Origin of the sequence: Streptomyces mangrovi (assembly GCF_900114215.1) — a bacterium.
Classification (GTDB): Bacteria; Actinomycetota; Actinomycetes; order Streptomycetales; family Streptomycetaceae; genus Streptomyces; species Streptomyces barkulensis.
Map to the genome: position 1 here is coordinate 399311 of NZ_FOSG01000002.1, position 14214 is coordinate 413524.

12 protein-coding genes are annotated in these 14214 nt (G+C 72.5%); 1 reads left to right on the forward strand and 11 read right to left on the reverse strand.

Annotated elements, in window-relative coordinates:
• Positions 1 to 65: 65 nt before the first annotated feature.
• The 3 genes from fomD to BM237_RS04515 all read right to left on the reverse strand — a co-directional run bounded on the left by fomD (position 66) and on the right by BM237_RS04515 (position 3979).
• Positions 66 to 749 (reverse strand): cytidylyl-2-hydroxypropylphosphonate hydrolase, encoded by a 684-nt coding sequence (fomD, locus tag BM237_RS04505; protein ID WP_093847996.1) that lies wholly within the window; start codon positions 747 to 749, stop codon positions 66 to 68.
• Positions 750 to 840: 91 nt separating this feature from the next.
• Positions 841 to 2247, reverse strand: coding sequence for a class II fumarate hydratase (locus BM237_RS04510; protein WP_093847998.1), 1407 nt, complete (start codon positions 2245 to 2247; stop codon positions 841 to 843).
• 28 nt (positions 2248 to 2275) lie between these two features.
• Positions 2276 to 3979 carry a fumarate hydratase gene (locus tag BM237_RS04515; protein WP_093848000.1) on the reverse strand — a complete coding sequence of 568 codons (1704 nt, stop codon included), beginning with the start codon at positions 3977 to 3979 and terminating at the stop codon, positions 2276 to 2278.
• A gap of 159 nt (positions 3980 to 4138) precedes the next feature.
• Here BM237_RS04515 and BM237_RS04520 point away from each other — a divergent pair, with 159 nt between their 5' ends.
• Positions 4139 to 4774, forward strand: coding sequence for a DUF1707 SHOCT-like domain-containing protein (locus tag BM237_RS04520; protein WP_093848002.1), 636 nt, complete (start codon positions 4139 to 4141; stop codon positions 4772 to 4774).
• 165 nt (positions 4775 to 4939) lie between these two features.
• Here the strand turns inward: BM237_RS04520 and BM237_RS04525 are convergent, their stop codons facing one another.
• The 8 genes from BM237_RS04525 to phoH2 all read right to left on the reverse strand — a co-directional run bounded on the left by BM237_RS04525 (position 4940) and on the right by phoH2 (position 14134).
• Positions 4940 to 7372, reverse strand: coding sequence for an FtsX-like permease family protein (locus BM237_RS04525; RefSeq protein WP_342746212.1), 2433 nt, complete (start codon positions 7370 to 7372; stop codon positions 4940 to 4942).
• Entirely contained in the window at positions 7369 to 8055 is a 687-nt protein-coding gene (locus BM237_RS04530; protein WP_093848006.1) for an ABC transporter ATP-binding protein, read from the reverse strand. Before BM237_RS04530 ends, BM237_RS04525 begins: the two co-directional genes overlap by 4 nt.
• Complete coding sequence (locus BM237_RS04535) at positions 8052 to 8576, reverse strand: PadR family transcriptional regulator (RefSeq protein WP_093848008.1); 525 nt, start codon at positions 8574 to 8576, stop codon at positions 8052 to 8054. Before BM237_RS04535 ends, BM237_RS04530 begins: the two co-directional genes overlap by 4 nt.
• A 144-nt stretch (positions 8577 to 8720) precedes the next feature.
• Positions 8721 to 8987: a type II toxin-antitoxin system antitoxin gene (locus BM237_RS04540; RefSeq protein WP_093848010.1), complete on the reverse strand. Its 267-nt coding sequence runs from the start codon at positions 8985 to 8987 to the stop codon at positions 8721 to 8723.
• Complete coding sequence (locus BM237_RS04545; protein ID WP_093848012.1) at positions 8984 to 9937, reverse strand: SPFH domain-containing protein; 954 nt, start codon at positions 9935 to 9937, stop codon at positions 8984 to 8986. The genes BM237_RS04540 and BM237_RS04545 overlap by 4 nt, the downstream gene beginning before the upstream one ends.
• Positions 9938 to 10093: 156 nt before the next feature.
• Positions 10094 to 11470, reverse strand: a complete 1377-nt coding sequence (locus BM237_RS04550; protein ID WP_093848014.1) for an AI-2E family transporter — start codon at positions 11468 to 11470, stop codon at positions 10094 to 10096.
• 248 nt (positions 11471 to 11718) lie between these two features.
• On the reverse strand, positions 11719 to 12408 hold the full coding sequence (locus BM237_RS04555) for an aggregation-promoting factor C-terminal-like domain-containing protein (RefSeq protein ID WP_093848015.1): 690 nt from the start codon (positions 12406 to 12408) through the stop codon (positions 11719 to 11721).
• A gap of 391 nt (positions 12409 to 12799) precedes the next feature.
• Positions 12800 to 14134, reverse strand: coding sequence for an RNA 5'-3' helicase PhoH2 (gene phoH2, locus BM237_RS04560; RefSeq protein WP_093848017.1), 1335 nt, complete (start codon positions 14132 to 14134; stop codon positions 12800 to 12802).
• Positions 14135 to 14214: the final 80 nt, after the last annotated feature.

The following is a 14214-nucleotide window of genomic DNA, read 5'->3' on the forward strand; positions in this document are numbered from 1 at the left end:
ACAGCAAGGGAATGCGGAACGTCCTCCGCCATCATGCGAGACGCGCGGCCGCCCCACCATCCCTTTCAACCGATCCGTGCGGGTTCGCGGTCCCAGTCGCCCGGCAGCGGCGGAATCCGCCAGCCGGGATCGGGCCGCCAGTCCTCCCATCCGTCGCGGAAGGGACTGCCCCAGTCGCGCACCACCTCCACCGCGCGCCGCCCGGCGGCCCGTACACGCCCGGCCTGGGCGGCGTCCATCAGGCCGACGCGCTGCGCCTGCTCGAACTCGTCCTCGTCCCGCCACTGCCAGGTTCGGTCGGGGTGGACGGTGATGTCCAGGAAGTGGTCCTCGGAGTCCACTCCGCCCGCCCAGCGGTGCAGGGGCTCCTCCAGATTGACGTACCAGTTCCTGAACCGCCAGCCGCGGTCCCAGAACAGCCACACCGACCAGGGCTCGCCGGCCCGCGCGAGCTTGAGGACCCCGGTGCCGAACCACCGCGACCGCACCGCCCGGCGCGGCTTGGTGTAGCGGGTGGCGAGCGGCTCGCGGTGCACGGGCGTGCCGTCGGCGAGTTCCGGCTTGACGCAGGCGGTCCCCGGCGCCATCCACACGGCGAGCAGTTCGGGGGTGTCGCGGACGACGGTCACCGGACGGCAGATGTGCAGGGCGTCGCCGCCGTTGGCCCGGTACCGCCACAGGATGTGCTCGCCGGCCCTCCAGCGGGTGCCGCCCGCCGCGTGTGTGTGATCCGCCGTGTCCGCCGTCATGCACGGATCTTAGGCCCGCTCCGGGGGCCGGACCCAGGATCCGGGCCTGCCCGCGGCCCGCGGCGCGGGCCGGGGGCAGGCCCGGGACGGGTCAGGGACGGGTCATGCGCAGCACGTCCAGGGCCCGGTCGAGCTGCTCCAGAGTGAGCATGCCGCGCTCGACGTAACCGGCCTCCAGGACGACCTCGCGGATGGTCCTGCGCTCGGCCAGGGACCGCTTGGCCACCTTCGCGGCCTCCTCGTAGCCGATGTAGCGGTTGAGCGGGGTCACCACGGACGGGGAGGACTCGGCGTACTCGCGGGCCCGCTCGGCGTCGGCCTCGATGCCGTCGACCGTGCGGTCGGCCAGCAGCCGGGAGGAGTTCGCCAGCAGCCGGACCGACTCCAGCAGGTTCCGGGCGATGACGGGGAGCATGACGTTCAGCTCGAAGTTGCCCGACGCGCCGGCCACCGCGACCGTGGCGTCGTTGCCCATGACCTGCGCGGCGACCATCAGGACCGCCTCGGGGACCACCGGGTTGACCTTGCCGGGCATGATCGAGGAGCCGGGCTGGAGATCGGGCAGGCGGATCTCGGCCAGCCCGGTGCGCGGGCCCGAGGACATCCAGCGCAGATCGTTGCAGATCTTGGTCAGGCTCACGGCGATGGTGCGCAGCTGCCCGGAGGTCTCCACCAGGGCGTCCCGGGCGCCCTGGGCCTCGAAGTGGTCACGGGCCTCGGTCAGCGGCAGCCCGGTGGCGCGGGCGATCTCGGCGATGACAGCCGCCGGGAAGCCCGGCGGGGTGTTGATGCCGGTGCCCACCGCGGTGCCGCCCAGCGGCAGCTCGGCCAGCCGCGGCAGGCAGGCGCGCAGCCGTTCCACCCCGTAGCGCACCTGCGCCGCGTAGCCGCCGAACTCCTGGCCGAGCGTGACGGGCGTGGCGTCCATCAGATGCGTGCGGCCGGACTTGACGACCTCGGCGAACTCCTCGGCCTTGCGCTCCAGCGCCTGTGCCAGGTGCTCCAGCGCGGGGATCAGGTCGCCGGTGACGGCGGCGGTGGCCGCGATGTGGATGGAGGAGGGGAAGACGTCGTTGGAGGACTGGCTGGCGTTGACGTGGTCGTTGGGGTGCACCGGCGCGCCCAGGCTCTCGCTCGCGAGCGTGGCCAGCACCTCGTTCATGTTCATGTTGGAGGAGGTGCCGGAGCCGGTCTGGAAGACGTCCACGGGGAAGTGGTCGTCCCAGCGGCCCTCGGCGACCTCCTCGGCGGCCTGTTCGACGGCCCGGGCCAGACCCGCGTCCAGGACGCCGAGCTCGGCGTTGACCCGGGCCGCGGCGGCCTTGATCCGGGCCAGCGCCTGGATGTGCGCGCGTTCCAGGCGCCGGCCGGACAGGGGGAAGTTCTCCACGGCGCGCTGCGTCTGCGCCCGCCACCTGGCGTGGGCGGGCACCCGCACCTCGCCCATGGAGTCGTGCTCGATCCGGTATTGCCGCTTGTCGTCGCTCGTCCCGGTCATGGGGACGAATCTAACGGGGACGGGCCGGTCAGTCCGCGGAGCGCACCGGGATGGAGGTGACGAAGGGCTGGGCCGGGCCCGGGTCGGTGAAGAAGTCGTTGCCCTTGTCGTCGACGACGACGAAGGCGGGGAAGTCCTCGACCTCGATCCGCCAGACCGCCTCCATGCCCAGCTCCTCGTACTCCAGGACCTCCACCTTCCTGATGCAGTCCTGGGCCAGGCGCGCGGCCGGGCCGCCGATGGAGCCGAGGTAGAAGCCGCCGTGCCTGGCGCAGGCGTCGGTGACCTGCTTGCTGCGGTTGCCCTTGGCCAGCATCACGAAGGAGCCGCCCGCGGCCTGGAACTGCTCGACGTAGGCGTCCATGCGGCCGGCGGTGGTCGGGCCGAAGGAACCCGAGGCGTAGCCCTGCGGGGTCTTGGCCGGGCCCGCGTAGTACACGGCGTGGTCGCGCAGGTAGGCCGGCATCTCCTCGCCCGCGTCCAGCCGCTCCTTGATCTTGGCGTGGGCGATGTCGCGGGCGACGACCAGCGGGCCGCTCAGGGACAGCCGGGTCTTGACCGGGTACTTGGACAGCTCGGCGCGGATCTCGTCCATCGGCCGGTTGAGGTCGATCCTCACCACGTCCGAGTCGAGGTCGGCGTCGGTGGTGTCGGGCAGGAAGCGCGCCGGGTCCCTCTCCAGCTCCTCCAGGAAGACGCCCTCGGCGGTGATCTTCGCCAGCGCCTGGCGGTCGGCGGAGCAGGACACGGCGATGGCCACCGGGCAGGAGGCGCCGTGGCGCGGCAGGCGGACGACGCGCACGTCGTGGCAGAAGTACTTGCCGCCGAACTGGGCGCCGATGCCCAGTTTCTGGGTGAGCTCGAAGACCTTCTCCTCCAGCTGGAGGTCCCGGAAGCCGTGGCCGGCCGGGGAGCCTTCGGTGGGCAGGGAGTCCAGGTAGTGGGCGGAGGCGTACTTGGCGGTCTTGAGCGCGTACTCGGCCGAGGTGCCGCCGACGACGATCGCCAGGTGGTACGGCGGGCAGGCGGCCGTGCCCAGGGAGCGGATCTTCTCCTCCAGGAAGCGCATCATGGCGCCCTCGTTCAGGACGGCCTTGGTCTCCTGGTAGAGGAAGGACTTGTTGGCGCTGCCGCCGCCCTTGGCCATGAACAGGAACTTGTAGGCGTCGCCGTCGGCGGCGTACAGCTCGACCTGGGCCGGGAGGTTGGTGCCGGTGTTCCTCTCCTCCCACATGGTCAGCGGGGCCATCTGGGAGTAGCGCAGGTTGAGCTGGTGGTAGGCGTCGAAGACGCCGCCGGACAGGGCCTTCTCGTCGTCGCCCTCGGTCAGCACGTTCTGGCCGCGCTTGCCCATCACGATCGCGGTGCCGGTGTCCTGGCACATCGGCAGGACGCCGGCGGCGGCGATGTTGGCGTTCTTCAGCAGGTCCAGCGCCACGAAGCGGTCGTTGGGGGACGCCTCGGGGTCGTCCAGGATGCGGCGGAGCTGGGCCAGGTGGGCCGGGCGCAGGTAGTGGGAGATGTCGTGCATCGCCTCGGCCGCGAGCTTGCGCAGGGCCTCCGGCTCGACCTTCAGGAAGGTGCGTCCGCCCGCCTCGAAGGTGCTGACGCCCTCGGCGGTGACCAGGCGGTAGGGGGTGGTGTCCTCGCCCAGGGGGAGGAGTTCGGTGTAGTCGAACTCCTCGGAGGCCGGGCGGGAGGCCGCGTGGGACGGGCGGGGGTCGGCAGGCATGGACGGTCTCTTCCTCTCGACGGTGGCGCCTCACAGGGTATGACCCCCGAACGGGTGGCGGTGGTGTGAGGTGCGGCTCAGCCGCCGGGCCGGGCTCCCGGCCGAACCCCGGCCGACGCGGCACTGGTCGCGATGTATCGCGTTCGCTAGGGTGGCGGTGTGGACGAGAAGACCTCCCTGCGCAAGCAGCCCGCGGCACGGCCCTCCGCCGCCTCCCCGGCGGACGTACGCGCTTCCGACGCCGACCGCGACCGGGTGGCGGAGATCCTGCGCGAGGCGCTCGCTCAGGGGCGGCTGGACGCCGACGAGCACGCCGAGCGGATCGAGGCGGTGTACCGGGCCAGGACGGTGGGCGAGTTGCGGCCGCTGGTGCGCGACCTCCCGGCCGGGCGGGAGGCGGCTCCCCACTCGAGCCGCCCGGCGTCCGGCGGGGACGGCGACCATGTGATCGCGGTCTTCGGCGGGGCCTCGCGCAAGGGGCGCCGGCGGGTGGGCGCGAGGACCAACGCCTTCGCGCTGTTCGGCGGGATCGAGATCGACCTGACCGAGGCGCTCTTCGAGCGGCGGGAACTCGTCGTCAACGCCACGGCCGTCTTCGGCGGCATCGAGATCAAGGTGCCGGAGAACGTGACCCTGCGCGGCTCGGGCAGCGGGATCATGGGCGGCTACGACGTGGAGGCCAGGGAGTCGGAGGATCCGGACGCCCCGGTGGTCGTGGTGCGCGGCGTGGCGGTCTTCGGCGGGGTCGAGGCGAAGGCGGAGCGCGGCAAGCGCCTGCGGGACCTGCGCCGCTGACACCCCGTTTCCGTTCCGCCTCCCGTTCCGCCGGCCGGATGCGTACACGTGCGCACCGCCCGTACGGCCCTCCCCTGTCCGGGCCGTACGGGCGGTGCGCGCGACGGTGCACGGCGGTGCACGGCGGCGCGTGGCGGGCTCACGCCCGGTGCCGCACGCGGGCGGTCACTCCGTGCGCAGCCCGTCCGGGCGCATCATCCGCCACAGCGGCGGCAGGCTGAGGACGGTCACCAGCAGCACCACCCCGGCGCCGATGCCCGTCATGGCCCCCAGGCTCGTCCAGTGGACGGCGACCGGTACGGAGACCAGCTTCAGCAGCACCGCGCCCAGCCCGATCCCGCCCGCGGCCGCCAGGAACAGGCCGAGCGCCACGGGCAGCGCGGTCTGCCACAGCACCGACCAGCCCAGCGTGGAGCGCCGGGTGCCGAAGGCGATCAGCACCGACAGCAGCTTCCTGCGCTCGCGCAGCTGCTCCAGGGTGGAGACGACCATGCTGGCGCCGATCAGCAGCATCACCCCGGCCGCCCCGGCGTACAGCGCCCGCTGGACGGCGGCGAACCTGCTCGACTGCTCGGTCGCGCTCACCCTCATGACCTGGGTCTGGGGGGAGCCGGTCTCCACCGCGTTGCGGACGTGCTCGGCCGCGTCCGGCACGGCCGGGTCGAGTTTGACGGAGAACTCGGCCCGTACGCCCGTCGCCCGGGTGAGGTCGAGCGCCCCGGGGGTGGCGAGGACTCCCCCGATGTACATGCCCATGACGCCCTCGCGCGGCTCGACCCCGGAGGCGTCGCGGGGGACGGACCAGGGCAGGGCCTCCTCCGTCCGCACGTACCTCTCCTCCTCCTCCGAGTAGACCGGGGCGTTGAGGTCGAAGCGTGCGCCGGGGCGCGCGCCGGGCTCCTCCACCCCGTCCATGACCGGTGACGCGAGGAAGACGTCCCCGTCCTCGCAGGAGGCGATCTCGGCCAGCTGCTCCAGGGCGGCGCAGTCGGCGACGGTGATGCTCGTCCAGGGAGTTTCCCCGTCGGGCTCGGCACCGGCCTCCGGCACGCGCACGCCGGCGGTGCCCACCACCCGGCTCACACCGCGGGCCCCCTCCAGCGCCCCGGTCAGCTCGGCGGCCTGACCGCCGTCACGGAGATCCCGCGTGATCACCAGATCCGCGCGGGAGGTGTCGTGCCCGGTGGAGCGCGTGTAGTCGCCCTCGACCCCGCCGAACAGCATCTGGACGGCGATGGCTCCGGCGACCGCGACGGTGATGCCGCTGACCGCCCGGGCTCCGGGACCACTGTCGAGCTGGAGGCGGCGGACGGCGAGCTGGACGGACAGGGGGCCGCCGCGCATCCGGTTGACGGCCCACTCCACCAGCCAGGGCAGCACGGCCGTGACCCCGGTCAGCAGCAGCACGATGCCCGCGGCGATCCGGTAGGTGTCGATCGTCCCCCGCTCCGCGTCGATCCCGCCGATCAGGGGCAGGAGCAGCACCAGCCCGATTCCGGGCGGCACCAGCCGCCACCACAGCCGGCGCCTGCGGACGCCCGCGTCGCGCACGACGCCGAGCGGTTCGATGGCGACCCCGCGCAGCGCGAACAGGGCGACGGCGACGGCGGAGACGGGCACGGCCACCGCGATCAGTGCGGTCAGCAGGGCGCTGGGCCGTACGTCGGCGGGGAAGACGCTGATGTCGAAGATCTCCGCCCGTCCGATGAGTCCACGCACCGGCAGGAACAGCGCGGCACCGACGGCGAGTCCGAGGAGCGCGCCGACCAGCGACTCGCCGGCCGCGATCCGCCGCACCATCCGGCTGTCGGCGCCGACCAGGCGCAGCGCGGCCAGCCGGCGGTCCCGGCGTTCGCCGCCGAAGCGCACCGAGGTGGCGATGAAGACCCAGACCGGGAACAGCAGCACCACACAGATGACGACCACCAGCAGCAGCAGTACCGCGTCCAGCGGCTCCGGTTCGCCCACCTCGTCGAACCGGTCGACCCGCATCGCGCTGCTCCCGAACCGGGAGAGGGTGTCACTGCCCGCCAGGAAGGTGAGCTCCTTCGGGCCGAGCAGTCCCTCGTCACCGATGGTGCCGGTGATCCGGTGGGGGAGCCGCTCCCTGAGGAGCTCGCCCTCCGGGGAGGCGAGCAACTCCCCCAGCGCCGGTGAGACGACCATCTCGCCGGGAGCGGGCAGCCGCTCCACGCCCGGCGGGACCGGCGGGTTGCTCCCCTCCGGCTCGATGTACCGGCCGCGGACGCCCTCGCCGCGGAACTCGGTGTCGCTCCAGGTGTAGAGGGCGCTGCGGTCGGAACGCTCGACCTGGCCGAAACCGAAGTTCTCCCGGGCCTCCCCGCGTGCCTCGCGGGCCCCCAGCATGTTCGGCACGGAGGCCGCGACCATCAGCACGGCGACGCCGAGGCCGACGCCGACGGCCGTGAGCACGGTGCGCACCCAGCTCTCGCGGCCCCCGGCGAGCGCGAAGCGGGCGCCCATCGCCAGGTCGGCCGCCCAGCGGGCCGCACCCGAGGGGCCGGTGGGCGGTGCGGGCTCAATGGCGGGTCCCGGGGCGGGGGATGCCTGCGGCGCCCTGGAGTCCAGTGCGCTCACAGGGCGCCCGCCATGTCGCGCACCCTGCCGTCGCGGACGACGATCTCGCGGTCGGAGTACGCGGCGACCCGGGCCTCGTGGGTGACCAGCACGACGGCCGCGCCGGTGTCGTGCGCGGCGTCGGTCAGCAACTGCATCACCCGCTCGCCGTTGAGGGAGTCCAGCGCGCCGGTCGGCTCGTCGGCGAAGACCACGCGCGGCCCGGTGACCAGGGCCCGGGCGACGGCGACCCGCTGCCCCTGGCCGCCGGAGACCTGTCCGGGGCGGTGGTGGCGCACGTCGTCCACCTCCAGCCGCTCCAGCCATCCGGTGGCCCGCTTCTCGGCCTCCCTGCGGCCCATGCCGGTCAGCCGCAGCGGCAGGGCGACGTTCTCGGTGCAGGTCAGCTCGGGAACGAGCTGACCGAACTGGAAGATGAAGCCGAACTCCGAGCGGCGCAGGGCGCTGCGCTCGGCGTCGGACATGGCCGACAGCTCGCGTTCCCGGTAGTGGACGGTGCCGGAGTCGGGCCGGATGATCCCGGCCAGGCAGTGCAGCAGGGTGGACTTGCCGGAGCCGGAGGGGCCCATCACCGCGACGACCTCGCCGGGGCGGACGGAGAAGTCCGCCCCGTCCAGGGCGGGGGTGGGGCCGTAGGACTTGTGCAGTCCGGCGGCGTTCAGAAGCGGGTCGGCGGTGGTCATCCGCGTACCTCCCGGGCGAGTTGGTCGAGGCGCGCGGCGGTCAGCTCCAGCCAGCGCAGATCGGCTTCGAGGTGGAACAGCGCGTGGTCGCAGATGAGCTGGTCGGCCAGGTCGCCGCTTCTCTTGCGCTGCGTCAGCTCCCTCATCAGGCGCAGGTGTTCGGCGCGCTGGACGTCCAGCAGCTCCCCCGCGTCACGCCCGGTCAGCAGGGCGAGGACGACCTTGGTGTAGAGGGTGGACTGGAGGTACGGCTCGGGCTTCTCGGGCCGGCCGAGCCATCCGGCGACGTCGGTGATCCCGGCGTCGGTGATGGCGTAGCGCTTGCGCTCGGGACCTTCTCCGGGCTCGACGCCCTCGACCTCCACCAGGCCGTTCTTCAGCAGCCGGGACATGGTCGAGTAGACCTGTCCGTAGTGGAGCGGGCGGTCGTGGCCGAAGCGCTCGTCGAAGGCGCGCTTGAGGTCGTATCCGTGGCGGGGCCCGGATTCGAGGAGCCCCAGCAGGGTGTGGCCGATGGACATGCCGACGACTGTACACCACGTGTATACACGCGATGTATACGTGCGGTGCATACGCGAGGCGCACGCGTCGCGGCCCGCGCCGGCCGCGGGTCCGGCGCGGGCGGGGGCGGGGGCGGGGGCGGGGGCGGGGGCGGGCGGCTCGGACTACTCCTCCGAGCGCGGCGGGCGGCCCCGGCGCGGATGGGGGCGGGCCTCGCCGGGCATGCGCCCCGCCTCGTTCAGGGCCTTGCGCAGCAGGTAGTCGACCTGGGCGTTGGTGCTGCGCAGCTCGTCCGCCGCCCACTTCGCGAGCGCGTCGTGGACGGCGGGGTCCAGCCGCAGCAGCATCTGCCGGCGTTCGCGCCGGGGCCGCCGCGGCCGCTCCTGCTCGGGGCCGCCGCCCTCCGGCGGCCCCTCCGGCCGGGTGCTCACTGGTAGAGCGACCCCGTGTTGAGGACCGGCTGCGGGGAGCGGTCGCCGCAGAGCACCACCAGCAGATTGCTCACCATGGCGGCCTTGCGCTCCTCGTCCAGCTCGACGAAGTCCTGGGACGCGATCCGCTCCACGGCGTCCTCGACCATGCCGCAGGCCCCCTCCACGATGGTCCGGCGCGCCGCGACCACGGCGCCCGCCTGCTGGCGCTGGAGCATCGCGGCGGCGATCTCGGGGGCGTACGCCAGGTGCGTGAAGCGCGACTCGACGATCCGCACGCCCGCCGCCCGCACCCGGACGGTCAGTTCGACGGCGAGCTTCTCGGTGATCTCCTCGGCGTTGCCGCGCAGCGACAGGCCGTCCTCGTCGTAGGCGTCGTAGGGGTACTCGATGGCGATGTGCCGCACGGCCGCCTCGGTCTGGGTGGAGACGAACTCCACGAAGTCGTCCACCTCGAAGGTGGCCTGGGCGGTGTCCTCCACCTGCCAGACGACGACGGCCGCCAGCTCGACCGGGTTGCCGTAGGCGTCGTTGACCTTGAGGATCGCCGTCTCGTGGTTGCGCACCCGGGTGGAGACCTTCTTGCGGGTGGTCAGCGGGTTCACCCAGCGCAGGCCGTCCTTGCGAATGGTGCCGGTGTAGCGCCCGAAGAGCTGGACGACCCGGGCCTCCCCCGGTGCGACCATGTTGAGGCCGGCCATCGCGAAGACCGAGCCGATCATCAGCAGCCCCCCGGCGGCGATCAGCGCCACTCCGGCACCGCCCGTACCGCCCTCGACGAGCATCGCGCCCCCCACCACGGCGCCGGCCCCGGCCAGCAGGCCCAGCAGGCCCAGCAGCAGGGCGAGGCCGCCGGGGACGGAGTGCGCGGGCCTCTCGCGCACCTGCGGGGCGGGCATCTCGGGAAGTTCTCTGGCGGCCGGCGCGTTCTGCGCGGTCTCGACGGACATGACGGTCCCCCGTTTCCATGAAGTGACTCTCTAGCAAAGTGATAGCACTTTATCGCGGTGCCTCACCCTCGCGGAAGAGGGGGGTGCGAAAAGCCCGGGCCCCGCCGTACGGCGGGGCCCGGGACGGAAGGACGGAAAGCCCGTGCTCGGGGCGGTCTACCGCTCCCCGCTCCGCGGCGGGCCGGCGGAGCCGGCGCCCTCCCCCGGCTCCGGGGGCGGCACGGTCCCGGGCGACTTGGGCGACCTGGGCGCCTCGACGGCGGGCGGCGGAGCGGCCGACGCCGGATCGACGGTGCCGGCGGGCACGGCGTGGCCCGCCGCGTACGACCGCAGTGAGACGACGACGGACTTGAGCACCGCCACCAGCGGCACGGCCGTCACCGCGCCGGGGATGCCCGCGATCAGGCTGCCGCCGGTCACCGCCAGCACCACGCCGAGGGGGTGCACCCTCGCCAACTTGCCCAGGATGAACGGCTGGAGCACATGCCCCTCCAGCTGCTGCACGGCCAGCACCACCGCCAGGACGAGCAGTGCCGACACCACGCCGTTGGCCACGAACGCGACGATGACGGCCAGCGTTCCGGAGGCGAAGGCTCCGACGATCGGGATGAAGGAGAAGAGGAAGACGAACACGGCCAGCGGAACGGCCATCGGGACGTCCAGGAAGTAGATGCCGACACCGATGAAGAACCCGTCGATGAAGGCCACGATCACCGTGCCGCGCACATAGCCGGTGAGCGTCATCCACGCCCTGGGCCCGGCACTCGCCATGCCGTCGCGCGCTACCCGGGGCACGAAGTTGAGCGTCCACTCCCACACCCGCCGGCCGTCGTAGAGCAGGAAGATCGTCACGAACAGCGCCAGCACCGCGCCGGAGAGGAACTCCACCACGACGGTCACACCCTGCAGCCCGGCGCTGGTGATCTCCTGGCTGTTGCTGCCGAGCCAGTCGTTCAGGCTGTCGGCGATGTTGTTGATCTGCGCCTCGGTGACGTGGAAGGGGCTGTTGAGCAGCCAGGTCTTCAGCTCCTCGATGCCGTCCTGGACCTGTCGGGTGAGGTCGTCGAGGTTCTCCATCACCTGCCAGACCACGAACCAGCCGACCAGGCCCAGCATCGCCAGGCCCGCGACGAAGGTGATCGCGGTGGCCAGACCGCGCCCCACGCCCAGCCGGCGCAGCCGGGCGACCGTCGGCTGGAGCAGCGCGGTGAACAGCAGACCGACGGCGAAGGACAGGACGAGCAGGCTGACGGCGCTGATCACCTTCATCAGGACGTAGATGACCCCGGCCAGGATCAGCAGCCGCCAGCCGGCCTCGGCCGCCACCCTCATCCCCCACGGCACCATGGTCGCGGGCGGCGGCGGCACCGGCTGGGGGGAGGCGGGGCCCGGGCCGCCCGGAGGCGGCCCGCCGGAGGTCACGGGCGGCGCCGAGGGGTCGGCGCCGTCCTCGTCGTCGGCGCGTGCCAGCCGCTCGGACAGCCGGTTGGCGGCACGCGAAACCCCCGCCTTAAGACCTTGAAGTCTCGACATGCCGCTTCCTTCGCCCCCGGTGTTCTGTTCGACCGGACCCAGTATGGCCGGTTCCGCCCCGATCCGGCGTGTCCGCCGTATCCGCCGTATCGACCCGTCCCATAGGGGGACGACGCTACCGGGGTAAAGGGTTGCTCCTTTACCGACATGCCAAACCCCCCGCCGGTGGGCGGGGGGTTCGGGGCGGGAGCCGGGACGGCCGCCGGGGCGGCTCGGCGCGAAGGCTTCAGTACCAGCTCAGCACCAGCTCAGTACCAGTGGTTGGCCTGCCAGAACTCCCAGGCGCCGCAGGGGCTGCCGTAGCGGTCGTTCATGTAGTTCAGGCCCCACTTGATCTGGGTGGCCGGGTTGGTCTGCCAGTCGGCTCCGGCCGAGGCCATCTTGGAGCCGGGCAGCGCCTGGACGAGGCCGTACGCGCCGGAGGACGGGTTCTGGGCCTTGTAGTTCCAGCCGCTCTCGCGCTCGATGATGTTGGAGAAGCACTGGAACTGGCCGGCGCCCACGATCTGCTGGGCCATCGCCTTGACCTGGGCGACGGTGTAGGAGCTCTGCACCGCGAAGTCGGTGCGCTCCGCGGAACGGCTGGCGGCCTGCTGCCTGGCCTCCTCCCGCTTCTTCGCCTCCTCGGCGGCCTTCTCGGCAGCCTCCCTCTTGGCCTGGGCGTCCTTGGCCGCCTGCTTGCGGGCCGCCTCCTCGGCGGCCTTCTTCGCCGCGGCGTCGGCCGCGACCACGGCGTTGTCCGCCTGCTGTGTGAGGGAAGCTGTCTGAGCCTGCTGGCCTGCGGGTATGTCGGCGAGGAGCGTCGCGTCAGCGGCAGTGGCCTCGACCGGTTCGGCCGTTCCCTGCTCACTGCCCGAGGCCACACCGACGACGGCGCCGACGGTGGTGACCGCGGTGGCGGACGCCACTGCGAACCCCCGGACCGAGATCCGAGTCACACGGTTTCCTTCCACACTGCCCGCTCAGGTGACCCCGCGGGCGCAATCGTGCCCCTGGCTCGGGCCTCCCCACGTACTGGCCACGGGAGGCGCTGGCCCGGCCGGACCCTTCCCCGCAAGGGGAGGGGCCGCGTGGTGCTTCGGGCGGCATACGGCGCGCTGCTGTTGACTTGTGGGTCCGCGCCGGATGGTGCGGACGGTGTTCGTGTGCCGTATGCGGGGCCTGACAGGACCCACACACTGCCGGAGACGGAACCGTGGATGCAATTCCGTGACACGTGGGAAAGCTCACATTCCGTTTCGCGGACCGGTTGGAAGGAAAAGGGCGCGCGAAAAGCCCCGCACGGCTAGGCTGCTGCGCTTCGCCGCACGGGGCCGTTCGCGAATGGGCTCAGATCCGGCCGTCCTCCAGCATTTCGGTCACCAGCGCCGCGATCGGCGACCGTTCGGACCGGGTGAGGGTGATGTGCGCGAAGAGCGGGTGGCCCTTGAGCCGTTCGACCACCGCGGCCACCCCGTCGTACCGCCCCACGCGCAGGTTGTCGCGCTGGGCGACGTCGTGGGTGAGGACGACCCGTGAGTCCTGGCCGATCCTCGAGAGGACCGTCAGCAGCACGTTCCGCTCCAGCGACTGGGCCTCGTCGACGATCACGAAGGCGTCGTGCAGGGAACGGCCGCGGATGTGCGTGAGCGGCAGCACCTCCAGCATGCCGCGGGCCGTGATCTCCTCGATCACCTCGCGTGTCGTCACCGCCGAGAGGGTGTCGAAGACCGCCTGCGCCCAGGGGTTCATCTTCTCGTCGGCGGTGCCCGGCAGATAGCCCAGGTCCTGGCCGCCGACCGCGTACAGCGGCCGGAACACCATCACCTTGCTGTGCTGCCGCCTCTCCAGCACGGCCTCCAGCCCGGCGCACAGCGCCAGCGCGGACTTGCCGGTACCGGCCCGGCCGCCCATCGAGACGATGCCGATCTCCGGATCGAGCAGCAGATCCAGTGCGACGCGCTGCTCGGCGCTGCGCCCGTGGATGCCGAACGCCTCGCGGTCCCCGCGCACCAGCCCGACCCGCCCCTCGGGCGTGACCCTGCCCAGGGCCCTGCCCCGCTCGGACTGCAGGACCAGGCCGGTGTGCACCGGCAGTTCGGCCGCCTCGGGCACGTACACGCTCTCCGCGGCGAACAGTTCGTCCACGTCCTCGGCCGCCAGGGTCAGCTCCGTCATCCCCGTCCAGCCGGACTCGGTGACGGCCAGTTCGGCCCGGTACTCCTCGGCCAGCAGGCCGACGGAGGACGCCTTGATGCGCAGTGGCAGATCCTTGGAGACGACCGTGACGTCGTACCCCTCGGCCTGGAGGTTCCTGGCCACCGCCAGGATGCGCGAATCGTTGTCGAGCGGCCTGCCGTGGTCGCCGCGCATGGTGGAGGGCAGCACGGCCGGATCCGAGTGGTTGAGCTCGACCCTGAGCGTGCCGCCCAGCTCGCCGATCGGGATCGGGGCGTCCAGCCGCCCGTGCAGTACGCGGTACTCGTCCAGCCGTCTGAGGGCCTGGCGGGCGAAGTAGCCCAGCTCAGGATGGTGGCGCTTGGCCTCCAACTCCGTGACCACGACCACCGGGAGCACGACTTCGTGCTCGTCGAAGCGGGTCACGGCCGACGGGTCGGCGAGCAGGACGCTGGTGTCGATGACGTAGGTGCGCCGGTCTTCCCGGCGCTTGGTGCTGGTCACCACGGATGGACCTACCCCCTCGGAAGAGGTCGGGGTGCGACGGCGTCGCGGGGGATGAGGCCGGGCTCCGGCCCGTGCACGGG

Excerpts from the sequence above, each read along its gene's own strand:
- BM237_RS04535 (WP_093848008.1), bottom strand. The coding sequence starts at position 8,576 with ATGTCCATCGGCCACACCCTGCTGGGGCTCCTCGAATCCGGGCCCCGC.
- BM237_RS04510 (WP_093847998.1), bottom strand. The coding sequence starts at position 2,247 with ATGACCGGGACGAGCGACGACAAGCGGCAATACCGGATCGAGCACGAC.
- fomD (WP_093847996.1), bottom strand. The coding sequence starts at position 749 with ATGACGGCGGACACGGCGGATCACACACACGCGGCGGGCGGCACCCGC.
- BM237_RS04530 (WP_093848006.1), bottom strand. The coding sequence starts at position 8,055 with ATGACCACCGCCGACCCGCTTCTGAACGCCGCCGGACTGCACAAGTCC.
- BM237_RS04550 (WP_093848014.1), bottom strand. The coding sequence starts at position 11,470 with ATGTCGAGACTTCAAGGTCTTAAGGCGGGGGTTTCGCGTGCCGCCAAC.
- BM237_RS04515 (WP_093848000.1), bottom strand. The coding sequence starts at position 3,979 with ATGCCTGCCGACCCCCGCCCGTCCCACGCGGCCTCCCGCCCGGCCTCC.
- BM237_RS04545 (WP_093848012.1), bottom strand. The coding sequence starts at position 9,937 with ATGTCCGTCGAGACCGCGCAGAACGCGCCGGCCGCCAGAGAACTTCCC.